Source organism: Xenorhabdus siamensis (assembly GCF_037996745.1).
GTDB lineage: Bacteria > Pseudomonadota > Gammaproteobacteria > Enterobacterales > Enterobacteriaceae > Xenorhabdus > Xenorhabdus indica.
Genome location: NZ_JBBMXE010000007.1, coordinates 92,659 through 117,482, shown reverse-complemented (window position 1 = coordinate 117,482; position 24,824 = coordinate 92,659). Strand labels below are relative to the sequence as shown.

The following is a 24,824-nucleotide window of genomic DNA, read 5'->3' as shown; positions in this document are numbered from 1 at the left end:
GGATTGTGAGTTTTGATTTAACACCGCATTATAATGTGTTTCATTTCGCGAAAGGACTGTAAGGCTATGTTGTGGATGAGGATGTTGTGGATGAGAATGTTGTGGAAAAGGTTATATCGCTGGATGCCGGGATTGGAGAGTCTTTGTCACTATCGTAAAGAGTATTTCGGTCATGATATACGAGCCGGTTTGTCTGTTGCTGCTGTCGCTCTGCCTGTTGCGATTGCTTATGCTGAATTAATGGGGATAAGCGCTATCATTGGCCTGTATGCCTGTATTTTACCTATGATTGCTTATGCCTTGTTTGGAACATCTCGTCAGTTGATAGTCGGGCCGGATGCTGCGACATGTGCTGTTATTGCGGCTGCGGTAACGCCGCTGGCGTTAGGGAATGAAGATGTTCGCTGGCAGCTCGCCATCGTGATGACGTTGATGACGGGATTTTGGTGCATACTGGCAAGTCATTTTCGTCTGGGAGCATTTGCTGATTTTATCTCCAGACCCATCTTAAAAGGTTTTATTAATGGGGTTGCGATTACTATTATGGCGGATCAGATCGCCAAAGTGTTTGGGCTTTCCGGTTTACCACCAGAATTGATTGAACGATTGGTTGCGTTATCGCATAAGTTGCTGGCATCTCATTGGCCGACTGTCGGGATGTCCGCAATGACGTTATTCGTTCTGCTGAGTGTACGTTTTCTGCGACCAGGTTGGCCCGCACCGTTGCTGGCGATGATCATTTCTACTTATATGAGTTGGCAATTTGAATTGAATCAATATGGTATTCAGATTGTTGGTCATATGGAACACGGTTTACCGATTGTCCCAATGCCTGAATTTGAATTCGGCAGCATACGTGATTTGGTTGTTCCTTCCATCAACCTTGCAGTGATCAGTTTTGTCAGTTTCATGGTGACAGCACGCAGTTTTGCCAGTAAAAATGGTTATCAGGTGGATGCAGATTTAGAATTACGGGCGTTGGGCATTGCCAATATTGCGTCATCGTTATCACAGGGATTTGCAGTCAGCGCTGCCAGCAGCCGTACCGCAGTCAATGATGCTCTTGGTGGGAAAACGCAGATGGTATCGGTTATCTCTGCAATAGCCATATTATTAGTATTATTTTTTATGACTGAATTTCTGTCATATATCCCACTATCATCATTAGGCATTGTCCTGATATTTTCTACATGGTCACTACTTGGATTAAAAAATATCTGGGCATATCGGAAACGTAATCGTCAGGCTTTTATATTGTCCATTTTCACATTGATTGCAGTCTTATTAGTCGGTGTGATTGATGGTATTGGTTTTGCGGTATTACTGGGTTTATTGCAATTTTTACGTATTATTTTTCGTCCTTCTGATCAGCTGTTGGGTGTGAATGAGCAAGGTATGATCCGCTCAATCAATCAAGGTAATGATATTGAAGCGGTAGATAGCGTGATGATGTATCGTTTTAATTCACCTTTAACTTACTTTAATGTTGGGTATTTTAAAAGACGGATTTCACAGCATGTAAATAGCATCCCAAAACGTCCTGAATGGTTAGTTGTGGATGCAACGGTCAGTTTTACCTATGATGATGTAAGTGTGTTTGCTGCGTTGGATGAACTCATTACGGAGCTAAAACGAAAAAGGATAACGTTAATCCTTGCAGGCCGCAGAACTGAATTGAAGAACTGGATTAAACAAAACAAACTCAAGCGTAGTGATGAGGATTTAATTGTTGTTCCTGATCTCTATTTTGCTATTCGTTTGATTCAGAGTAAGAAACAAGTTGAAGAGAGAGAGCCTCGCTGAGTAGAGCGAGGCAATTGTTTTCTTATATGTAACTAACTTGTAGTTCACTGATTTCGTGGTTTGGCCAGCATATACAAACGGAATAGATAAATCAGCAGCATAGAAGACAGCAGATTATTCAGTGATGATAGTGCGATATCAGGCAGCTTAGACAAGCCCAGTACTAAAATCAGTTTTATTGCGAGCCATAGTAATACAGCAGGAACTAACAGGCGAAAATGATTGAACGCTAATCTCCAACTTTCTTGCATGGAAGCAAAGATCCCTTTACCTTTATCAAGCAAAAAAATCGGGGCAAATGCGAATGTGATTGAAAACAGAACCCCTGGGATGTACATCAACGTATAACCTATCTGAACCAATAGAGTACAGATAAACATCAGCAATAACATCTTAGGTAGTTGAATAATAGCCAGTTTACTGACCTGTAATGCATTGGTTTGATGCCCATTTGAAATGGCACTGATAAGTATCAATACACTAACAGTGAGTAAAGTATCGCCAAATATGTTGGAAAATAAGATCCCGAATGCTGTATGCAAGAACATTAACTGCTCTTCCGGGGTCAATTGCTCTACGAAGTTTTTAATGCCCGCATTGCCTGATTCTTTGAAAGCATCTTGTATTTCAACCAGTAATTTGAGTTGCTCACCATCAGGCATGAGAACATGCTCCAGCAATGTTGTCACCAACGCGGCCAAAACAGAGAGTATGACAATATTCAACAGTTGATGCTTAAAGAAATTGAGGCTGTCACGATACAGGGTATTTGCCGTGATGGGCATGAAAATGGCTCCTATCAGATAAAACAATGATGATACCCAATTGTACCTTGTTCGGCAGATTATTGGATACCTAAAAGTAAAGTTAGCCACTATTGCACAATATTTGTTACCAGAAACCGTTTTTTGGTTAATTTTTGCTCTCACGATAATTGCGTTAATTCTGTGTTAACTGAACAGGATCTAATTGATATATATTAGTTGTCAATATAATACTAATATTCTTAATTATAGGTTGTAATCAAAAATTGATAGGAAAATATAAAATTTTCTTCATCATAAATATATATTCAGGTAACTTTGATTTGGATCAATTAAAAATATCCCATAGGTGAAATAATAAATTTGTAAATACTAAAACCACATAAATGGGATTGATAATGAAAAAGATTTCTGCGCTTGTCTTGGCTGCTGCAACTCTGGCTCCATCATTGACTTTTGCCCATGAAGCCGGTGATTTCCTATTCCGTGCAGGTACAGCAACGGTAAGACCAAATGCTGGCTCTGATAATGTTTTAGGTTTAGGTTCGTTTGACGTAAATAATAACACGCAGTTAGGTTTAACTTTTGGTTATATGGTCACTGATAACATTGGTGTTGAATTATTGGCTGCTACGCCATTTCAGCATAATGTTAACCTGCCAAAAGTCGGTGAGATCGCGACGGTTAAACATTTACCACCAACATTAATGGCACAATATTATTTTGGTGATAAAGAAAATGATTTACGCCCTTATATTGGTATAGGTGTAAACTATACAACATTCTTTGATGAAAAATTTAATAATAATGCAACTGTTAAAGCGGCGAATTTAAATAGCCTGGATCTGAAAGATTCCTGGGGGGTTGCAGGTCAGGTAGGTTTAGATTATCAACTGGATAAAAATTGGATGTTGAATACTTCACTCTGGTGGATGAATATTGAAACTGATGTGAAATTTAAAGCAGGAGATAAGGATTATAAATATAAAACCCGTCTTGATCCTTGGGTATTTATGTTTGGTGTCGGTTATAAATTCTGATTATTTGATGATGCGAGTGTAATTAACCTGTGTGTTTGATAACCCAATAGATTTTAAGGTGCAACTTTGTTATCTGCAACTTGAAAAATAAAGGGTATAAGAGAGAACCAATGGGGTACAGCATATGCTTGCCCCATTCTTACGGTATTTTTTAAATTTATTCACCGGAGTTTTATAGAGTTAATAACGGTTTTCACTCCCTTAATTCCTCTTGCAATTTGAATGGCTTGTTTGACTTCCTCAGGAGAACGCGCAAATCCACTTAATTGAACACGCCCTTTATAAGTTTCTACACTAATGTCATTGGATCTCAAATCTTTAGCCTCAAACAGTGCAGTTTTTATTTTGGTAGTGATTACCGTATCATCAATATAGTTCCCAGTGCTTTCTGTTGTTGCTGTTGGAGCACATGCAGATATCGTAACGATTATAACGGTTGCAATAAAAAATGCAGAAATGGTCTTCAACTTTTTCATGGTAAGTCTCCTTTGATATCAAAAAATAATGCTGTCAAACATAAACATTATTCTTCTATTACTTCGATTTTTCATTTCATTTAGTTACATGGTTTTATTACAGGGTAATAATGTGATGACAATAATTAAGAAGTATTGCTGAAGACAGAGGAACTTACAAATAACGGAGGCTTTTTTCAGACAGCAATTTTCCCCCCCATAAACTAAGCTATGGGGGAAAGAGAGAGATTATCTCTGGGTTGCTGATTTCATGGAGCGGACAAATATCGTGAGTTTTTCCAGCATAATTTGAGGTTGATGTAAATTATTCTCAATGATGTTTACCACAGCAGAACCTGAAATAGCACCAGCAGCGCCACTATTGATGACAGATATAACTTGCTCTGGTTCAGAAATTCCGAAACCTTGTAGGGCCGGTGCTGCATGGTATTCTTTTAGTTTATTAACCAAATGTGTCAATGGTTTTTCCATCCGATTTTGAGTTCCTGTAATACCGGCTCTTGATAGCAGATAAGTGTAACCGCGCCCGAATGAGGCAATTTCACGTAACAAGTTATCATCTGCATTGGGTGGACAAATGAAAATCGGCGCAATGTCATATTTTATGGCCGCTGAATAAAAAGGGCGTGATTCAGATAATGGCACATCAGCAACCAGAACCGAATCAACCCCTGCTTTTTTACAGCGGTTGTAAAATTCATCTATTCCATTATGAAATATTAGATTTGCGTACATCAGCAGACCGATTGGAATATCAGGATATTTTGTCCGAATTTGTGCCAATAACTCAAAACATAATGTCGGTGTGACTTTGGCAGATAATGCACGCAAATTAGCATCCTGAATCGTCGGGCCATCTGCAAGAGGGTCGGAAAATGGAATGCCGATTTCTAAGGCATCGGCTCCACCAGAAATGAGGGCGTCGATAATATCTAAAGATAATTCAGGATTAGGATCGCCCAGAGTGACAAAGGGAACGAAAGCGCCTTGATTTTGTTTTTCTAATTTTTTAAATAATAATTCGTAACGTTCCATCAGATTTCCCCTCTTGATTTCAAAATATTGTGAACGGTAAAGATATCTTTGTCGCCACGACCGGATAAGTTGACGATTAATAATTGTTCTTTATTCGGTTCCTGATGGATCATTTTCAAAGCGTAGGCAAGCGCATGTGAAGATTCTAAGGCTGGAATAATACCTTCATTAAGTGATAGTGCCTTAAACGCATCCAGTGCTTCATTATCAGTGATGGAAACATAATCCGCCCGTCCAATGCTGTTAAGATAGGCATGTTGAGGGCCAACGGAAGGAAAATCCAGTCCGGCCGAGATGGAATATGACTCTTCTATTTGCCCATCTTCTGTCTGCATGATTGATGATTTCATGCCAAAGTAAATTCCCAACTTACCGTGTTTTAATGGTGCACCATGCTCCCCGGTTTCAATACCATGTCCGGCGGGTTCAACACCGATCAGGCGAACATGGGTTTCTGGGATGAATTCCGCAAATAATCCAATAGCATTTGAACCACCACCAATACAGGCAATAACAGCATCAGGCAAGCGTCCTTCTTTTTCCAAAATCTGGATCTTGGCCTCTTCGCCAATCATGCGCTGAAATTCACGTACCATTGTGGGGTAAGGGTGTGGGCCAGCAACGGTTCCGAGCAAATAATGTGCTTTATCATAGCTGCCAGACCAATCACGCATAGCTTCGTTACAGGCATCTTTTAGTGTTGCGGAGCCGCTGTGAACAGGAATGACTTCAGCGCCCATAAGGCGCATACGGAATACATTGGGAGATTGACGTTCAATGTCTTTTGCTCCCATGTAGATGCGGCATTTCAAACCTAAAAGCGCGCAGGCCAGAGCAGTCGCTACACCGTGCTGACCAGCACCTGTTTCAGCAATAATTTCTTTTTTCCTCATCCGTTTTGCCAGTAATGCTTGTCCTAAAACCTGATTGGTTTTGTGTGCCCCTCCGTGGAGTAAATCTTCTCGTTTTAGATATAAACGGGTTTTTGTGCCTTTGGTTAAATTTTGGCATCGTGTTAAAGCAGTAGGACGGCCTGCATAGTTTTTCAATAAACTATGAAATGCTTGTTGAAATTCAGGATCATTCTTTGCTTCGATAAATGCCTCTTCCAATTGATCAAGGGCAGGGATTAGGATCTGGGGAACAAATTGCCCTCCAAAATCACCAAAATACGGATTTAACTTAGCCATTATTTTTTATTTCCCACTTTCTGTTTAAAATTTAACTGTCCGAATATGAATCTCTTGAATATTAGTTTTCTGAAAATATGACTAATAACAGCGTACTTGCTGGAATACTTGTTTTATTTTCTGGCTGCTTTTGAGCCCTGGCCTGATTTCAACACCGGAATTAAAATCCAGTCCGAAACAACCCAGAGCTGCGGCCTGTCTACAGTTCTCAGCATTTAAACCACCTGCCAATATACAGTTATGCTGAAAATTTTTGTTGATCAATTGCCAATCAAAGGCTTTTCCTGTACCCCCAGAGCCATTATCCAATAATAGGTGATCAATATTGGAATGGGATATATCGAAAAGGGTTTCTGCCTTTGACATATCAATCGCTTTCCAGATCTCACAATGTTTTGGTAGGGCAGAACGGAGCGCATCAATGTAGGTTTGATCCTCATGACCATGCAATTGAACGGCTGTGAGTGAAAGATTGCGCGCAGTATGATTGACGAATTCCATTGACTGATTCTGAAATACACCAACATATAACAAAGGAACTTCATTAATGATTTGTTGTGCTTGTTGCAGGCTGACTTTACGTGGTGATTTCTCAGCAAAAATCAAACCACCATAAACGGCACCAGCCTGTAATGCTGCTTTAGCATCTTGTGAGCGGGTTAAACCGCAGACTTTATTGTCACCCAGAATTAGTCGCCGTAGAGCGAGATCCAAATCAGATTGAGCCATCAAAGCACTACCAATCAGGAAGCCACAGGCAAATTGGCTTAATTCTCGTACTTGCTGGTGGCGGTGAATGCCGGATTCACTAATAACAATAGTATCTTCTGGCAAATCGGTGGCCAGCCTGCGGGTACGATCTAAATCTATAGATAAATCACGTAGATCCCGATTATTAATACCAATCACTTTTGCACCCAGTGCTATTGCCCGGCGGCGTTCCTCTTCGTTGCTGACTTCTGTTAATACCCCCATATCAAGGCCATGTGCCAGATCGGACAGTTGACGGTAGGTATCATCATCAAGAACAGAAAGCATCAACAAAATGGCATCGGCCTGATAATAGCGGGCAAGGTAAACCTGATAGGGGTCAATAATGAAATCTTTACACAGAATGGGTTGATGTACAGCCGCACTGACTACGCGAAGAAAATCATAACTGCCCTGGAAATATTTTTCGTCAGTCAGTACAGAAATCGCTGCTGCATAGGGTTGATAATTTTTGGCAATGTGTACTGGATCGAAATCTGTTCGTAACAAGCCTTTTGAAGGAGACGCCTTTTTGCATTCCAGAATAAAAACCGTCTGGTTATGAGTCAGTGCCTGATAAAACGGACGGTGGCTTGGTACAACGGAATCCATGAAACTTTCCAGTGGCTGTTTTTCCTTGCGAGTGATGAGATATAGCGCCTTATCTGCAACAATCTTCTGTAATATATTACTTTTCATGATTAAGTCCTTGCTGCTAATGCGATCACTTTTTCATAGGCTTGACCGCTATAAATCGTATCTAATGCCAGTTGGGTATTTTGCCGTAAGTCTTCGTTTCCGTGTATTTTCATTAAGAGTGCGACATTAGCGGCCACCGTATCGGCATGCGCTTTTTCCCCCCGTCCTTGCAGTAATAAACTCAACATATGGCAATTTTCTTGCGGTGTTCCGCCATTCAGCGATGATATCGGATGATTAGGTAGTCCAAAATCTTTCGCTGTTAACTGATATTGAGTAATCTCACCGTGATTAAGTTCAGCAACTTGTGTGGGCGCGTGCAAAGCAACTTCATCCATGCCTCCGCTATGTACCACCACAGCACGTTGATAATCCAATACTTGTAATGTACGCACGATAGGATCTACCAATTCTGGGCTGTAAACACCAATTAAGGTGAGAGGCGGTCGGGCAGGGTTGATCAGTGGACCAAGCACATTGAATAAAGTACGGGTTTTCAATTGCTGGCGAACTGCTACTGCATGATGAAATCCACTGTGGTATTGCGGCGCAAACAGAAAACAAATATTAATTTCATCCAACGACTGGCGGGATTTTTCAGCACTGGCATCCAGTGCTATACCAAATTCAGCCAGTAAATCAGATGAACCTGAACGACTGGAAATGCTGCGGTTGCCATGTTTTGCGACTTTAAGGCCACAGGCTGCGGCAACAAAAGCACTGGCAGTTGAAATATTGATACTGTTTGTACCGTCTCCGCCTGTACCGACAATATCACAAAAGGAATAGTCAGGACGTGGAAACGGAGATGCATTGGCTAATAGTGCCTGTGCCGCGCCTGCAATTTCCTGCGGTTGTTCGCCACGCAGTTTCATGCTGATTAAGACAGCAGCTAATTGAGGCTCACTTAATTCACCACAAATAATAGCAGTGAAGAGTTTTTTGCTTTCTTGTTGGGTCAAAGGTTGGGCGCTGAACAGTTTTTCGAAAATTAATTGCATTTTTTCATCCTCTTCTTTTTATTATTTTTCAAATCGCTTTGGATGCAGCGCCCATACCAGAGTTTGTTCAAGCAACCTGGCTCCTTGCGTTGTCAGGATTGATTCAGGGTGGAACTGGAATCCACAGACTCTGTCGTTATCATGACGTACAGCCATGACTGTCTCGCCACAAGAAGCCGAAACAGTTAGTGTTGCCGGAATGTTAATGCCTGCAAGAGAATGATAACGGGCAACGGGGAGAGGATTAGGCAGATTGGAAAACATAGCTTGTCCATCATGTGTCACCAATGTTGATCTACCATGCAGAATTTCTTTGGCTGCCGAAATATCGCCACCGTATGTTTCGATAATCGCTTGATGTCCAAGACATATACCAATCACTGGAATTTGCCCAATCACTTGCCTGAGTAATTGTGGCATGCAGCCAGCCTCTGACGGTTTTCCTGGGCCGGGGGATAACATCAGCAAGGGAGAGCCCATCTTTCCAAGTTGCGCTATTATTGTCTCTGTGGAAACGGTATTACGGTAGATAACAACTTGATGACCACTGGTACGGAGTTGATCCACGAGATTGTAGGTAAAGGAATCTACATTATCGAGCAGAAGAATATTTGCCATTAGAATGCGACCTCCGTATTGTGAGCCTGAGCTATAGCACGAATGACAGCTCTGGATTTATTGAGAGTTTCCGTGACTTCTGCGTCGGGAACGGAATCCAAAACCACGCCTCCACCTACCTGAACGGTGGCTTTACCGTCTTCTACATAGGCAGAGCGAATAACAATGCACGTATCAAAATCGCCTTTGCCGGTGAAATAACCCACTGCGCCGCCATAGCTGCCCCGGCGTTCACCTTCATATTGCGCAATAAGTTGCATCGCCCGGACTTTTGGTGCACCTGTCAGCGTTCCCATATTCATACAAGCCTGATAAGCATGAAAGACATCCAGGTCATGGCGAATTGTACCGACAACACGGGAAACAAGGTGCATAACAAACGAATAGCGATCGACTTTAGTTAAATCAGAGACATAGCGACTTCCCGGTTCGCAAATACGGGCTAAATCATTGCGGGCCAAATCAACCAGCATGACATGCTCAGACATCTCTTTGGTATCGGTACGCATTTCTAACTCAATTCGGCTATCGAAATCGGCATCTAACTCGCCATTAGTATTGCGTCCACGAGGACGAGTTCCTGCTATTGGATAAATTTCAACCTGTCGGCTATTAGCATTATATTTCAGGGCACTTTCAGGTGAGGCACCAAACAGACAAAAATCCTGATCCTGCATAAAGAACATATAAGGACTGGGATTTTGATTTTTTAAGGTACGGTAAGCATTTAATGGGGAAGGGCAGGGTAATGTAAAACGCCGGGATGGCACTACCTGAAATACTTCACCCTGACGAATAAATTGTTGTAATTGTTGAACGATATCTGCGTACTGTTTATCACTCCGGTTACAGGAAATTTCCATATCAGGTAATGTTATGGGGACCAATGGCTGACGAGGTTGAGCAATGATGTCAGCCAGTGCCGATAAGCGTTTTTCAAGGCGTTGTTTTTCTGTATCTGATGCACCGAATAGTGAAGTTTGTAACAAAGTATGCTGGCTTTGATGGTCGATCACCATTAAGGTTTCTGCCAGATAAAAACAAAAATCAGGGCAGTGTTGAGAAGTTTTGACTTTAGGGAGTGGTTCAAATCCAGCGACTAAATCATAGGCAAATAATCCACCTGCGAAAATGGCTTCAGGGGTTCCTGAAAGAGAAGATAAAGTGGTTAGAACGCGTAATGCGTCAAAAACAGAATCTGCTTTTAACCGGCTGTCTTCGTCTAAGTTTTTCTCAATGATAGGAAATTTTGCCTGCAAGGAATGTGTATCAATACTGATTTGGGCTTTCTCTGACAGTAAATCAGCGAGAACAGGCAGCAAATTCTGGCCATTTTCAGTAAGTGCTGTAAAATTGACCTGTTGCTCACTGGCGGTAATACGTATCGCGCTATCAATGATCAACATACTTTTAAGATCTTTTTTACTGTTTATTTCAGCAGATTCTAGCAATAACGTTGCTGGTCGGTTGTTGCAAAGTTGATTGAAAAGCAGTGTCGGATCAGCCTGATAGACTGTTTCTATTTGATTTATCGAAATATTGAAGTCCTTACCTATCATACCCACCCCCTTTTGTGATCTTTATCTACAGAAAATTGGTATAAAAAAACCCGCTTTTCAGAGCGGGTTATTGGCACTTTGGTTCTCTACTTATGTGCGTCATTCAACCGCCCTGAACGGGAAATTGAGCCACCAACGCATCTCCTGAGTAGTTTTCATCAGTACATTCATTTTAAGTGCCTTGTTAAGTAGAGTATTAATAAAATATATTCAAATCAATCTTTCGTACTAGTAAACTGATTCGTGATTCACTTGTCAATAGTTTTTTGTGTTTGTAGAAAATGTAAAAGTAATGGAGATTCATATACAGGATCTTAAGCAGTAACCGTATATTTTAGATAGAAAAAAGGCTTCATTTATGATCTGATTATCGTCGCCAAACAAATATCAAAAACCACGGATGAAGCCTATGACGATTATTGCTATAAAACACCAGTTAATGCAATTATTCAGTGACGTTTCTTTGAATAAAATAGCCTTTGGCTGTGGGTTCACCCAACGTGTCAGAAATATTGAGCCACGCACGTTGATCCTCAGTCTGATTTCTGCACTCAGTACCGGTAAAATTAACGCCATTGCCCAATTACATCAGAAGTATAACGGCCTATGCCCCGACGCCCAGCAAGTCAGTTACCGGCCTTTTTATAATCAATTACGCAAACCGGCTTTTGAGGCGTTTATTAAAATCATCGTCCGATTTTTTATGGCTCAGTGGGTTGAAAAACAAGTAGCGATACCCCAAAAATTAGCTAAATTCCAAAATGTTATTTTACAAGATGGCAGCTCATTTCAGGTTCATCCTGCTCTCGCTGAAGTCTTTCCTTATCGCTTCAAAACAACCGCTGCCGCCGTTGAATGTCATATAACCATGTCATTATTCAGTCAAACACCAACAGCAATGACCGTCACAGCAGATACCGCAGCGGAACGCGCTTATTTGCCTGCTCCGGCCGAATTGAAGGGACAACTTCTGCTTGCTGATGCGGGGTATCCTGATTTTGACTATTTTGAACAACTCTCGCATTCAGATGCTTCATTTATTGTCAGAGGGAAAAAATCCCTCAATCCCCTGATTGTCGCCGCCCACAATGGACAAGGAAAATTGTTACCTAAACTGGCAGGAAAAAGGTTAAAAACGGTCACGTGCAGAATTCACCGCTCTGAAGTGTTAGATTTGCATTGTCAGCGTAACGGTTATGAATTTCGCATTATCCGCCGTTGGCTTAAGGAGGAAAAACGGTTTTGTATTTGGCTGACGAATTTACCAGCGGAAGAATTTACACCTAATGATGTGATGGATATTTATCGCTGTCGATGGCAGGTCGAGCTGTTATTTAAGGAGTTGAAATCCCACACAAACTGGCAAGGTTTTGCCACCCGGAAAGACTCGTTAGTCACCGGACTTATCTGGTCAAGTCTGCTCACCTTACTGGTCAGACGGACAATGGCAAGACGATTATTTCCGGAGGTTTCCTTACTTAAAGCGGCGCAAAATACGGATATCTGGTTGCGGCCAATAATTGAAAACCTGCTACAAAGGGCATGGTCGGAAACCTGTTTTTGGCTGGAAAAAGCCAAGGATTATTTATGCCGGAATGCCTTCAAAACCCGACAAAGAAAGTCATGTAAAAACAAGACATTGGAAGCGTGTTTTGCAAGGCTTAATTTTTAAGATCCTGTATATGAATGGAGATTAGTCAAAAAATATAAAAACAAGATTATATTCTTTTTTTTTAAAAGTTAATGATATTTTATTTCAATTTAATGCAACTATATTCATTACCATTGTTTCTTTTTTTATGGAAATAATTCAGTCATAAATTTGATTTAATAGATCGGTATGATTTAAAGAATTATTTTAATTTTCATAATAATACCATTTTTTAGGGTTATAATTATGAGTGTAATAAAAACAAGCCCATGTATCTTTTTGTTTTTTATTATATCTATTGTTTCTAACAACTCTTTTGCAATTGATCTGAAAAGTGACAATGTCATTTTTAATGAAGCAGGTTATAAATTTGATAAAAATAGAAGTGCTTTATATGCTGATTATAATTTAACTTTTGAGAATAAAAGTAAATATGATGATTTACAAATCTCAGAGATAATAATGGTTTTTTTAATGGATGCTCAGGAGTAGATAAATTTGTAACAAGTTATAATCCCAGTAATATTGTTATCACTATCAAAGATGATAACACTTGATAGTAAAGAACCTCCAAGAATTATTTCGCCCTTCTCTAATTCAACCGTAGAAAATAATTATATTACAATTTCAGGTAAAGGCCGTAATCAGGATGGAACTCTTCCTAATATTAACACAAGTTTCAATTCCTATTTTTATGAAGTTCAACCTATCGATAATTCAGGAGTCACATTTAATGGTCCGCCATGTGGAGAAACCATTACTTCAATGCAGGATGGGCAAACCATTTCTGCCGGAAAATACAGTTTATCGGGCCGGGTGAATAGCGATACGGCTGATGACGCAAAGCGTATACAGGTTCAAATCACGGGTTATAACAGTGATGGGACGATTTATACACCAGCAAAGAGTTATACTCCTGATGTTGATACTGGGACAGGTGAATGGCGTCTGGACGGTTTAGAGGCATTTTGCTCTATTCAATATAAAGCATCTGTATTCAGTTATTCATCAGAATCGCAGGCCACTCATCATTCTTTCTTACCAGAAATACCAGGAAAAGAAGAAGTGAGCTATTCTGTGCAAAATTGCCCTCCAGAAATAACCAGCCCTAAGCCTAATTCAACCGTAGAAAATAATTATATTACAATTTCAGGTAAAGGCCGTAATCAGGATGGAACTCTTCCTAATATTAACACAAGTTTCAATTCCTATTTTTATGAAGTTCAACCTACAGGAGTTAGAGATAATTGGGAAGGGCAACTCTGGATGCCGTGTGGTATTACCGGTACAGTTAGCCTTGAGGGTATCGATAATTCAGGAGTCACATTTAATGGTCCGCCATGTGGAGAAACCATTACTTCAATGCAGGATGGGCAAACCATTTCTGCCGGAAAATACAGTTTATCGGGCCGGGTGAATAGCGATACGGCTGATGACGCAAAGCGTATACAGGTTCAAATCACGGGTTATAACAGTGATGGGACGATTTATACACCAGCAAAGAGTTATACTCCTGATGTTGATACCGGTACAGGTAAATGGAGACTGGACGGTTTAGAAGCTGTTTGTTTTATTTCTTATCAAGCAGTTGTATTCGATCATTCATCAGAATTGCAATCCATTCATCAATCTTTTTTACCCGGTGTGCAGGGTAAAAAAGAGGTGAGCTATTCTGCGCAAAATTGCCCTGTAAAGATAACTAATCCTAAAAATGATGAGCTAATTTCTTCAACGACTCAAGATACACAAAATATCCTGATTGAAGGTCAAGCAGCTAATGGAAGCACGGTCAATATATCATATAAACATAATTATTTTGAATCTCCATCATATTCTGTAAGTCCTGATAATAATAATTGGCGCTATGAAGTTCAGGGAGTGCCAATAGGTTTTATAATGGTAAGAGCAGTTGGCAGAAATATCTCAGGCGAACCTATTCCAAACAACAAAGATGAAGTGATAATACTAAGTTCTAAAGTTTTTTCTGTAAAAATCAGAAATGATAGTGTTTTCACTGAGTTTTATGGGACCTCTATGCCAACTATTGATGATGATAAAGGAAATTTGATGTCCGGTGTCGATATCTATTTTAATATATTTGGGGATCCAGAAGAAATTTTATCCGATGAAAAGGGCAATTGGACATATGAGTATAAGCATTATGCTAAGAGAGGAGAGTATCTTTTTACTTTCCAAGAAAGTAGCGATAACTATTTTTATAAAAGTAGAGGCAATAAAACATTTAAATGCATAGGCAGTGATCGCGGAATGAATTGCATTAATAAAAATTAGTTGTGGAATTATATTTAAGGAGTTTGAAATGATTGTTATTAGAGCAGTGTTGATATTACTCATTTTATTCCATTGTAGTCATTCATTTTCTGATAGTTCAATTAAATCGTTACCTTTGAAGGCTATTGCAGGGGGAGAGGAAAGCTGTAAAGATATTAACAGCGATAAATGCAAGTCGTGGGTTGTCAGTATTTATTATGTTGATCAAAAAAACGAAGAAAAGATGTTATGTACCGGTTCGTTGATTGCACCAAACTACGTTCTAACCGCTGCACATTGTGAAGAAGTAGAAGCTAAAAATTATTATGTGATTAGTTCATATGATAAAAATAAAAAAGTCACTGCATCTACCTATAATTTTATAAAGATGGAAATTCCAGGGATATTTGGACTGGACCCGCATGATGTAGCGATTTTAAAGCTGGATAAACCGTTAGAGTTGGATGGAAAATATGGTCGCATTCGTCGTTTCTTCAATTATGATGAAGCTTATGAAAAATTAGATAGCAGTTATTACCAAGCCTCTATTTATGGGTATGGTTATAGAGGAATTGATGAAACAACAGGCGAGCCGAAAAAGAATAGCGACAATGCTCAGTATTATGCTGATGTTAGAATTATTTCTCCAGCTCGTGATTATTTTAATAACCAAGGTCTGGTTATAGCAAAAAATAAAAAGGCAGGTTTAAAACCAGGTGTTATACAGCATGGAGATTCTGGTGGTCCGATTATTTGGAACGATACAATTGTTGGGGTATCATCCTTTGGATTTGAGGTGCCTAGTGTAAAACAAAAAACTGATGATAAGCGTGATTATCCTTTTTTTGTCGTTTCAGATGTTACTGGCAAGTATAATAAAATCGGTTTTATCGATAAATTTTTTCCTGGCAAGTGGTTTTCTCAGACAATGAAGCAGATCTGGATTGATACCCCAGATTGGAATGCTCATTTAAGAAAGCGGGATGGAGATATTCTTGTTAAGGGATGGGGAAGACCAAAAAGTGCAATAGAAATAATTTATTCTATCAATGATGGAGCAAAAAAATCTTTTAAATGTAAAGATATTGTTGATAATAGTGGAGAGTGGAAATGTAACATCCCGAATAATGATTTTTTCACTGAGGAAATGAATAAAGAAGAAGAACATAATGTCATTATTACAGCTCAGGAATCATCAGATAATTTATCAAAAAGTGTATCGTGGAGAGAAGATAGCGTACAAGCAAAAATACCTTCTATTGCAAAAGAGTTTGGTATTGTTTACCCGGCAGATAAATCAACTGTATTTACGAAGGATTTTACCATACGTGGTTATGCTGATCCTGGGTCAAAAGTTGAACTTGTATTGCAATCTACTGTAAGCGATGATGATTACTATACACAAGACGAACTATGTAAGGGAATAACTGGTAGCAAAATAATAGAAACAACAGATTATGGATTTTGGTCATGTACTATAAATCACTCAGTTATTGAAGAAATAGAAGATCCTAGTGATGAAACAGAATGGAATTATAAAATAACAGCGATTCAAAAAACTGATAATTTAAATATTTATGATCAAGTTAATATATTGTTTCAACCTGAAGAGAGTAACAGTCCAAATATTAAACCAATTAAAGATAACTTGTACAGCAAATATAGTAAAATGTTACCTTTTGATCTGGGGCTAGATAATAAAGCCAGTTTTTTTTGTTTTTTTAATCAGTCATATTTATATTGTGATGATGTTAATGATAAGATAAGTAGAGTTTATATTCCTAATAAGAAAATAGATGGATTAAATGCCGGGTTACGGCAATTCAATATTTTTGCAATACAGAAAATTGAACATGTTGACCCGCTTGATCCAATCTTATGGAATAAATCTAATGAATTAGGAGGGTATTTAAGCCCGACGTTTAAGGATAAAAATGATATTAATAATCCGAGAGAGATAAATTTCAAAGATCAACAAGATCAGAAATTTTTAGGCTATGGCGGTGATAGACAAAAATATATTTGGCCAAATGGTGATATAATTTTACCATCAGAATATTCCATAAAAATTAAAGATGAGGGTAAAAATACTTTTTCTCCGATAAAATTAGGTGAACATCGGTTCTTTTCCTCTATTCCAATCTATTCTGGGCAAAATAATCATCCTGTTTGGGAAATTTCTCTTCCGTATTATTCATTAAAAGATGGACTTTACTATGTTGAAGTAGCGGATAAATATCATCCATTGGGGTTGGAAAAATTTAAAAAATATTGGGGCGGTTCACCTCCTGAAAGAAGTTATTTCCGAATAACAACTCCTGAAATTAAGATTACTCATCCCTCTACAGGTGAGACAAGCACAGTGGGTACTTCAAGTTTTCTATCAGGGAGTTCTAATGTTCCCGGAGATGAAGTTGATGTTAAAAGACGCAGAATAGATCCTTTTTCACCAAAGTCGGAGGGAGACAATCAAGGAATTGTTAAGGAGACCTCTATCTGTACAGGTGCTGTGGTTAGTGATAATGGTAACTGGCAGTGTGATAGGCCAATCATTTTTACTAAGGGGACTTATGAACTCACTGCTGAATTAATCAAAGAAGGCAAAGTGGTTGCCACAGATGTTACACGTTTTACCGTTAAAGATAAAAATGACGACGACGACGATAACCCCGAAAAAAAACTTGAAATCGATAATCCTAAGGATAATTCAACTGTTGATCCGGATAACCCAATCCGTCTTTCTGGTAAATACGGTGGTTCTGGAGGTAGTGGAGGCGGCGGATTTGGTGGTTTTTTAAGTAGCTTAACCGGAGCAGTTTTTGGCGGGGTTGAATCTTTGGTTGGTTCTGCCCTTAGCAGTGGTCTTGGCTTCTTTTGGGAGTTTACGATCATGCCTGGAGCTATTTTAGGTGGAGATACTTATACCTTGGGGATACAGGAAACTAAAAATGGGGTACACGTCGGAGATCCTGTCACTTTGCATTTTACTATCCCTATACGTATCACATCTCCTGCTAAGGGAGCGCAATATCGTCTGTACGACGGGATTACCATTGAAGGTCAGGGAACTCCTGGTCAGCTTGTTCTTGTCGCCGCGGCGAAAGAGTTTCTGCCACAAGGGATGACATTACCGATGTCTAATGAGGGAATAATTTGTTTCGTCACGGTTGAGTCAAGTGGAAAATGGGCCTGTTCTCATCAACCTGCATTGACGGCGATTAATGAAGGGGTATTTTCTCTTTATGCAGCTCAGTATAAAAAAACAAGTTCGACGGAGTTTGGCGGGACTTATGAAAGAACTTCGCAAGTGACGCGTAAGTACGAAGTCAGCAAAACAAAAATACAGATCGCTCACCCTTCTCATGGCGCAAAGATAACGACACTGCCTTTTACTATTGCAGGTACGGGAGAAAAAGGAGCTAAGGTATACATCAAGGGGTTTGGAAGCACTAAAGATTGTAATACCGCCGTTGACGCATCGGGTAAATGGTCTTGTGGACCTTATCAGCCGGAAGAGGGGAAATATTCTGTTGTAGCAGAGCAGCTTATTGATAACACATTGAACTCCAGTTCATCTGTTTCTTTTGAAGTACAAACCAAAACCATTAAGCCGGTGATTATCACACAACCGCATAACGGCGGAGTGTATCAGCATCTCGAAAATATTCTGCCTAAAGGCACCGGAGAGTCGGGAACGGTAGTGTGTTTGGACAAAAAAGCACTGACACAGATCTGTCAGAATGGCGTCACAGTGGATGATAAAGGGCATTGGGAATGGATTGATGGTTTGGATACCTCCGTCAGAGGAGAACAAAAACTGGTAGCTACAGCCTTTTTGGACAAGGTAAAGCAATCCACAGCGAAAGTGACATTTGAGATAGTGCCTGCTCCCGGAGAAATCAAGTTAACAGTGAAATCCCCTAAGGAAGCTGAAATCATAAAAACACCTTCATATGTTTTTAGTGGCACGATGCCGGGTAATGCAAAAACCGTTACGGTAAAAGCATTTGGCGGTCATGATGATTGCTCTGCGAAACTCAATAGGGAAGATTACACTTGGACATGTGGGCCTTATAGTTCTGTGCCGGGGGATTATGATGTGACAATCGTGGATGATGCAGGCTCCCAGATTAACAGAAGTTTTAAAGTGCGTTATGGGGATAATTTGCAAATGCGTGTGCTTAGGCCTGCGGAAGGGGAACAAATTACGACTCCGATGTATACCATCAATGGTAAGGGGCAGGCGGGAGCCCGTATCACAGTTTCTCTTGCCGGTAAGCAAATCTGCGAAGTTGATGTGGATGAAAATCAGGATTGGGTTTGCCCTGACGAAATCGAATCTAAACCGGGAGATTATAGGATCTTGGCTCAGCAATGGGTAGATAATAAGCCTTCAGGAAAGCCAGTAACACGCAATTTTGAAGTGATTTACATATCGGATATTACTATTAATCCTACAGCTAAGCCGATCTGTACAGCTTCAAGTACAAGTAAGATTGCAAAATCATTAGAGGAATTTACTCCCATGATGAAAAGTAATGAGACTATTTCTATTCCTATTACAGGAACAGCAACAAAAGGTGCTTATATTTCTTTGAAAGCTACATCTGCAAATGGAGATTCTCGGAACTGTGGCCCTGTACAGGTTTCAAAAACGGATGGTAAATGGCGTTGTAGTCTACATAATGTACAGCCGGGAACATATCAGATAGAAGCCACACAATCTATTACGGTGAATGGTCAGCTCCATAAAAAAATGAAAGAAGGTAATGTTGATGCGTCTGTTTTGAGTATTTCAGTACCGCCAGAAGGGAGTATTAAAGTTTCATATCATCCTCCAATAGATGCGAAAATAGCGGGAAATGCGCTGCCAAAAATGAAAGTTTTATATAACGTTCAGAATAATAGGGATTTTTTTTGTAATAGAACTCTTTTATCTCAAGAACTCTTTCCACCTAGAGATATTAAAAAAGGAAGTATAGTGGCTGATGAGCAGGGATACTGGCATTTTGACGCAAAACTTAGTCAATTTGGAACGCAGAATGTGACGGTTTCCGCACAATTTTGTGGGCTACTGATTCAGGCTGAAAGAAATTTTTGTTATCGTCCATATATGAGATGAATATTTCATCTTTTGATTTGGATTTATAATAAATAAAAAAAACTAATAATCATTTAGTTATAACCAGCAATCCGACACAGGCAGTGGCAGATCTTAACGGATGGTGGAGCTTTTATATAAGCCGTTATAGTGGTATGGACGCAAGTGTGTCGGTTTCTGCTCCATTTTGTGGACAATTTGCTTATTTTGAAAGTAATTTCACCTTTATGAGGGGGTTATAGTCAGGCAAATATTGACGAATTTATAATTTTAAATCTGTTTATTATTTGCGTTATAATCTGAAATACAGCAGAAATAGTTTATAAAAAGCATTGTCTTAAAAAAGTATCCCCCGGCATAGCCCTGTCTTTTGATCACATCTCTAGCTCAAGAGACTGTGCAAGCAAGTCACCCTCAAGCTTTCCGAGGTTAATATAGGCCCAGTAGAGGCTGGGGGCTTTCTTCGGTGGCTTTGATTTATTTTGCTTTGACCACAGTAAGTTCCACGCTAGCGGACTCAGGATCATTTCACAGCTCTGCTTTTCTGCTTCCTCTTTATTGAGTCCCAGGTAACGCAATTGATGAAGACGGACTGCAATGAACGCGAGTATCACCACCATGCGTTCTAAGCTCTCTTTGCTCTGCATGCGTAAGTCTTCAACCTGGGTTCCGCCGCTTTTCCACGCTTTGTGAAATTCTTCAATCAGCCACCGTTTTTCGTAGTCACCGAGAATACACAATGTGCCAGTTCAAGCCGTCATGATTTCCCATTTCTTGACAACCGACATAGTACAGCGGGACAGAGTCACCGATTTTATTTGCCGGGATTTTTACGGTCACAGCCGCATAACGAACTTCGCAGTGTGCATCACGCGCTTTTCGTCCCCCTTTTTGCCTAACCTGAACCGTTCTCGTATCCGCATGCGCCAAAGCGCCACTGTATTGATAAAGTTTTTCGGCACTTTCTTCTATGCAGCGGCTTTGCATAGAGCGGACGACAAAACGCTGATGATTTGAGACCTTGTAGGTCAGATACTCAATAATATCCGCTTCTCGGTCACAGACAGAGATAACTTTCCGCATGTCAGCACCGAGGCGGGTTTCCATTGCGCGTGAAGCCCGTTCCCATTTATAGCTTTCCCAGCTTCTGCGATAGCGTGAGGATTAATAGCTTGATTACGAGTGAAACGATAAGCGGCTTCGATATCCGCAGGTGATTTTAAAGACTGCACGAGAGACTGTCCTAAATGATTTGCAAGAGAAGAAGCAAGCTTGACCAGGCGCTTAGTGCGGCGACTATCCCCTAAATCGGCATATTGAAAAGTGTCTTTTGCCCATTGCTCAGTATTTGTAGAAAACATCATACGTGACCTCAACGTGGTATTTCTTGTTGAGATCAGCCAGGCAGAAAAAGGTTCAAAAATATCCCTCGATTCAATCGAGGGATTTGTGTAGAAGAGACAGGGCATAGCCGGGGGATACTTATTTACTAATAAATCACAGTATTAAATTAAATAGCGCTATTTGATAGCGTTATTTTGGCGATTCCTCAACCTCCGGTAATGTTACATTAAGTTCCAGTACCGAGATGTCATCATTTTTTTGCTCAAACTGTACAGAAAGCATTTCCGGGTCAATTTGTACATATTTACAAATTACCGCCAGAATATCGCGTTTCATTTCGGGCAAATAGGCAGGCTCAGCATCACCACGGCGCCGCTCTGCCACGATGATTTGTAGCCGTTCCTTGGCAATATTGGCTGTCGACTTTTTTCTCGACAGGAAGAAATCTAACAAAGCCATGCGTTACCCTCCAAACAGGCGTTTCAAAAAACCCTTTTTTTCTTCCTCAATGAAGCGGAAAGGCCGTTCTTCACCGAGTAAACGTAAAACAGTATCTTCGTATGCTTTACCTGCATCAGAATCTTTATCCAGAATAACAGGTTCCCCCTGGTTTGAAGAACGTAAAACAGATTGATCTTCTGGAATGACACCAATTAAAGGAATGCACAAAATTTCCAAGACATCTTCCATACTGAGCATATCACCACGGTTCACGCGACCAGGGTTATAACGGGTCAGCAAAAGATGCTCTTTGATAGGTTCCTCACCTCGTTCAGCACGACGTGATTTAGAGGCCAGAATACCTAAAATTCGATCCGAGTCGCGAACAGATGAAACTTCCGGATTTGTTGTAATAATTGCTTCATCAGCAAAGTAGAGTGCCATTAATGCACCACTCTCAATACCTGCTGGTGAATCACAGATAATAAACTCGAATCCTTGCTCAGTTAACTCATTCAGGATATTTTCGACACCGTTACGTGTGAGGGCATCTTTATCCCGAGTTTGAGAAGCAGGAAGAATATATAAATTCTCGGTGCGCTTATCTTTTATAAGCGCTTGATTTAACGTGGCATCACCTTGGATCACGTTGACGAAGTCAAAAACCACACGACGCTCACATCCCATGATGAGATCGAGATTACGCAGCCCAATATCAAAATCGATGACTACGGTTTTTTTCCCTTTTTGTGCGAGGCCGGTAGCAATGGCCGCGCTTGAAGTGGTTTTGCCAACGCCACCTTTACCAGATGTAACAACAATAATGCGTGCCATGAAGCGATTCCTTGTTATAAGGGCTAGATTAAGGTTTCAATAGTTAATTCGTTATTGACCAGACGTAATTTTGCCGCTTTACCGACAAAATTTTCTGGAATTTCTTCACTGAGCCAATATTGGCCTGCAATAGAAGTTAGCTCAGCATTTAAATGCGTGCAGAAAATCTGGCTTTCTTTATCACCAGATGCGCCTGCTAATACACGTCCACGTAGCACACCATATATATTAATATTTCCATCGGCGATTAATTCTGCACCAGCACTGACATTACTGGTGACAATAAGATCGCTATTTGGAGCATAAATTCTTTGTCCTGAACGGACAGGCGTATTAATTATACGAGTTTTTCTGAAAATAGGTTCAGATGGTTTATTTTCTTCTTTAGGAACTTTCTGGCTCTTTCCTTCCTTTAATAAAGGAAGCCCGGATTTCAGTACCATTTCCCGTTGTGCTTCATCCTGGCAGCCACTGATACCTACAACACGCAATCCTGTAGACTCAATGACCTGGTGGAGTGCAAAAATATCTGCATTTACAGGCAGATGGGATATATTGATAACCACAGGTGCATTTTTCAGAAATTCAGGCGCTTGCTCTACTTTTTCTTGTATGGCCTTTTGAATGATATCCGGCTGGTCATCATGCAAATGAACGACCGAAAGCGTAAAATTACTGCCTTTTAGCTCAATTGGCGATTGTGACATCGATATTCAGACTCAGCAAGGTTAAGATCCCTGGAACAGCCCCAAGGATACGATATTCTTAAATATAATAAGCATGTTATAGTTACTGAATTATTCAAGCAAGTCGCAGTGTTAATTTAAAAGAGTTTATGACAATGATTTGTGTAATCTACAGAAGTCCAAAACGTGAACAAACTTATCTCTACATTGAAAAAAAAGGAGATTTTTCACGCGTTCCTGAAGCGTTATTGAAAACATTTGGTCAACCACAGTTCTCTATGATGATTTCATTAGCAGAAAGAAAAAAATTGGCTAATGCGGATATTGAAAAAGTGAAAGTGGCATTGAGCGAGCAAGGATTTTATTTGCAGGTTCCCCCTCCGGTAGAAAATTTAATCAATGAACATCTGGCTGCAACCAGGCTATGAAAAGAGTCATGGGCAGTGACTTGATCCTGAATTAAGAGGAGAGGTTCATGAAATTAACCATCAATGTACCTTTATTGAGTGTAATATTGCTGACTGGATGTGTTTCATCCGATGGAAGAATATTGCAGAATTCAGGGGCAACAGTTTTATTACAAATGCAGGTCAAAACGCTGGATCAACAATTCCCACTTGCTTCCCGTGAACCATCTCAGTTTCCTGCTTATGTGGCTTTGTTAAAGCAACAAGCACGGAAGCAAGGTTTCAGTGAAAAGACGTTGACGCGTGCATTTGCTGATGTTCATTTTATTCCACGAGTTATTAAATCGGATCGCAATCAGCCAGAGAAAAAAGTGACTCTGGATGAATATCTAAAACGTGTTCTGCCGGAATGGAAAATAAAGCAGGGTGTTGAGCAGTATCAAAAAAATTTCCCTGAATTAGAGAAAATAAGTCGTAAATATAGCATTCCGAAATCTTATATCGTTGCTTTGTGGGGGCTGGAGAGTGGTTTTGGCCGTATTCAGGGAAAGGAAGATATTGTATCAGCACTGTCCACACTGGCTTTTGAAGGTCGTCGGGAAGTTTTTTTCATAAAACAACTCATAGCGGCTCTTAATATCATAGAAAATAAATATATTGATGGTGATCAAACATTAAAAGGCTCCTGGGCAGGTGCGATGGGACAAAGTCAATTCATGCCGACTTCCTATTTGACTTATGCTGCTGATGGCAATGGTGATGGAAAAATTGATATCTGGAACAATAAGGAAGATGTTTTTGCCTCTACGGCTAATTATCTGCGTAAAGAGGGATGGCGGGAAGGGTTACCGTGGGGATATGCCGTTTCATTGCCGGATAATTTCGATAAAACTTTAGAAGGCATTAAAGTAAAACAGGGCAAAACTATTTCACAATGGCAAGCATTAGGTGTCTTTTCCCCTGAGTTTGCACACTTACCTAATAAAATAAAAGGTTGGATTATAATCACTGACGGAGCTGAACCGAGGGCGTTTTGGGTGACGCAAAATTTCCGTACCATTATGCATTGGAATCGCTCTTACTATTTTGCTCTCAGTGTTGGTATGATGGCTGATAGTATCGAGCATTCATTACCTTACTGATTGAGTTTCATA

At 40.0% G+C, this 24,824-nt stretch carries 19 protein-coding genes, 1 pseudogene and 1 other annotated feature; of the genes and pseudogenes, 8 read left to right on the top strand and 12 right to left on the bottom strand.

The genetic code is table 11. The features are described 5' to 3' along the window. Nucleotides 1–96 precede the first annotated feature (96 nt). Nucleotides 97–1,803, top strand: coding sequence for a SulP family inorganic anion transporter (locus AAC852_RS07350; RefSeq protein ID WP_340620625.1), 1,707 nt, complete (start codon nucleotides 97–99; stop codon nucleotides 1,801–1,803). 44 nt (nucleotides 1,804–1,847) lie between these two features. Here AAC852_RS07350 and AAC852_RS07345 read toward each other — a convergent pair whose 3' ends face one another. Further along, on the bottom strand, nucleotides 1,848–2,588 hold the full coding sequence (locus tag AAC852_RS07345) for a YciC family protein (RefSeq protein ID WP_340620471.1): 741 nt from the start codon (nucleotides 2,586–2,588) through the stop codon (nucleotides 1,848–1,850). Between the two features lie 377 nt (nucleotides 2,589–2,965). On the opposite strand from AAC852_RS07345, the gene ompW reads away from it, so the two are divergent. Further along, entirely contained in the window at nucleotides 2,966–3,607 is a 642-nt protein-coding gene (ompW, locus tag AAC852_RS07340) for an outer membrane protein OmpW (RefSeq protein ID WP_340620470.1), read from the top strand. A 161-nt stretch (nucleotides 3,608–3,768) separates the two neighbouring features. Here the strand turns inward: ompW and AAC852_RS07335 are convergent, their stop codons facing one another. The 7 genes from AAC852_RS07335 to AAC852_RS07305 form a co-directional block, all read right to left on the bottom strand. Continuing rightward, nucleotides 3,769–4,083, bottom strand: a complete 315-nt coding sequence (locus AAC852_RS07335; protein ID WP_340620469.1) for a BON domain-containing protein — start codon at nucleotides 4,081–4,083, stop codon at nucleotides 3,769–3,771. Nucleotides 4,084–4,311: 228 nt separating this feature from the next. Further along, complete coding sequence (trpA, locus tag AAC852_RS07330) at nucleotides 4,312–5,118, bottom strand: tryptophan synthase subunit alpha (RefSeq protein ID WP_340620468.1); 807 nt, start codon at nucleotides 5,116–5,118, stop codon at nucleotides 4,312–4,314. After that, a complete protein-coding gene (gene trpB / locus AAC852_RS07325; RefSeq protein ID WP_340620624.1) occupies nucleotides 5,118–6,311 on the bottom strand; it encodes a tryptophan synthase subunit beta in 1,194 nt (397 codons plus the stop codon). Before trpB ends, trpA begins: the two co-directional genes overlap by 1 nt. A gap of 78 nt (nucleotides 6,312–6,389) precedes the next feature. After that, nucleotides 6,390–7,757: a bifunctional indole-3-glycerol-phosphate synthase TrpC/phosphoribosylanthranilate isomerase TrpF gene (trpCF, locus tag AAC852_RS07320; RefSeq protein ID WP_340620467.1), complete on the bottom strand. Its 1,368-nt coding sequence runs from the start codon at nucleotides 7,755–7,757 to the stop codon at nucleotides 6,390–6,392. Between the two features lie 2 nt (nucleotides 7,758–7,759). Beyond that, a complete protein-coding gene (gene trpD, locus AAC852_RS07315; RefSeq protein WP_340620466.1) occupies nucleotides 7,760–8,758 on the bottom strand; it encodes an anthranilate phosphoribosyltransferase in 999 nt (332 codons plus the stop codon). 21 nt (nucleotides 8,759–8,779) lie between these two features. Then, nucleotides 8,780–9,376, bottom strand: coding sequence for a glutamine amidotransferase-related protein (locus tag AAC852_RS07310; protein WP_340620465.1), 597 nt, complete (start codon nucleotides 9,374–9,376; stop codon nucleotides 8,780–8,782). Further along, a complete protein-coding gene (locus tag AAC852_RS07305) occupies nucleotides 9,376–10,935 on the bottom strand; it encodes an anthranilate synthase component 1 (protein ID WP_340620464.1) in 1,560 nt (519 codons plus the stop codon). Before AAC852_RS07305 ends, AAC852_RS07310 begins: the two co-directional genes overlap by 1 nt. Before the next feature lie 40 nt (nucleotides 10,936–10,975). Next, nucleotides 10,976–11,076: a sequence feature (Trp leader region), on the bottom strand. Between the two features lie 268 nt (nucleotides 11,077–11,344). Between AAC852_RS07305 and AAC852_RS07300 the strand changes: the two genes are divergently transcribed. The 4 genes from AAC852_RS07300 to AAC852_RS07285 all read left to right on the top strand — a co-directional run bounded on the left by AAC852_RS07300 (nucleotide 11,345) and on the right by AAC852_RS07285 (nucleotide 19,979). Then, nucleotides 11,345–12,607 carry an IS4 family transposase gene (locus AAC852_RS07300; protein WP_340620463.1) on the top strand — a complete coding sequence of 421 codons (1,263 nt, stop codon included), beginning with the start codon at nucleotides 11,345–11,347 and terminating at the stop codon, nucleotides 12,605–12,607. Nucleotides 12,608–12,832: 225 nt separating this feature from the next. After that, on the top strand, nucleotides 12,833–13,078 hold the full coding sequence (locus tag AAC852_RS07295) for a hypothetical protein (protein WP_340620462.1): 246 nt from the start codon (nucleotides 12,833–12,835) through the stop codon (nucleotides 13,076–13,078). A 51-nt stretch (nucleotides 13,079–13,129) separates the two neighbouring features. Then, a complete protein-coding gene (locus AAC852_RS07290) occupies nucleotides 13,130–14,878 on the top strand; it encodes a hypothetical protein (RefSeq protein WP_340620461.1) in 1,749 nt (582 codons plus the stop codon). A 28-nt stretch (nucleotides 14,879–14,906) separates the two neighbouring features. Next, the gene (locus tag AAC852_RS07285) at nucleotides 14,907–19,979 is read left to right on the top strand and encodes a trypsin-like serine protease (RefSeq protein ID WP_340620460.1); all 5,073 of its coding nucleotides are present in this window, start codon (nucleotides 14,907–14,909) and stop codon (nucleotides 19,977–19,979) included. Nucleotides 19,980–20,368: 389 nt separating this feature from the next. On the opposite strand, the pseudogene AAC852_RS07280 reads toward AAC852_RS07285, so the two are convergent. The 4 genes and pseudogenes from AAC852_RS07280 to minC form a co-directional block, all read right to left on the bottom strand. Beyond that, nucleotides 20,369–21,319, bottom strand: a pseudogene (locus AAC852_RS07280) (IS4 family transposase); the annotation flags it as partial. 172 nt (nucleotides 21,320–21,491) lie between these two features. Next, nucleotides 21,492–21,761, bottom strand: coding sequence for a cell division topological specificity factor MinE (gene minE / locus AAC852_RS07275; protein WP_038269249.1), 270 nt, complete (start codon nucleotides 21,759–21,761; stop codon nucleotides 21,492–21,494). 3 nt (nucleotides 21,762–21,764) lie between these two features. Continuing rightward, nucleotides 21,765–22,577, bottom strand: coding sequence for a septum site-determining protein MinD (minD, locus tag AAC852_RS07270; RefSeq protein ID WP_340620459.1), 813 nt, complete (start codon nucleotides 22,575–22,577; stop codon nucleotides 21,765–21,767). 23 nt (nucleotides 22,578–22,600) lie between these two features. Further along, on the bottom strand, nucleotides 22,601–23,284 hold the full coding sequence (gene minC / locus AAC852_RS07265) for a septum site-determining protein MinC (RefSeq protein WP_340620458.1): 684 nt from the start codon (nucleotides 23,282–23,284) through the stop codon (nucleotides 22,601–22,603). A gap of 134 nt (nucleotides 23,285–23,418) precedes the next feature. On the opposite strand from minC, the gene AAC852_RS07260 reads away from it, so the two are divergent. Together AAC852_RS07260 and AAC852_RS07255 are read left to right on the top strand one after the other, a co-directional pair. After that, nucleotides 23,419–23,691 carry a YcgL domain-containing protein gene (locus AAC852_RS07260; protein ID WP_340620457.1) on the top strand — a complete coding sequence of 91 codons (273 nt, stop codon included), beginning with the start codon at nucleotides 23,419–23,421 and terminating at the stop codon, nucleotides 23,689–23,691. Between the two features lie 47 nt (nucleotides 23,692–23,738). Then, nucleotides 23,739–24,812 (top strand): lytic murein transglycosylase, encoded by a 1,074-nt coding sequence (locus tag AAC852_RS07255; RefSeq protein ID WP_340620456.1) that lies wholly within the window; start codon nucleotides 23,739–23,741, stop codon nucleotides 24,810–24,812. Nucleotides 24,813–24,824 lie beyond the last annotated feature (12 nt).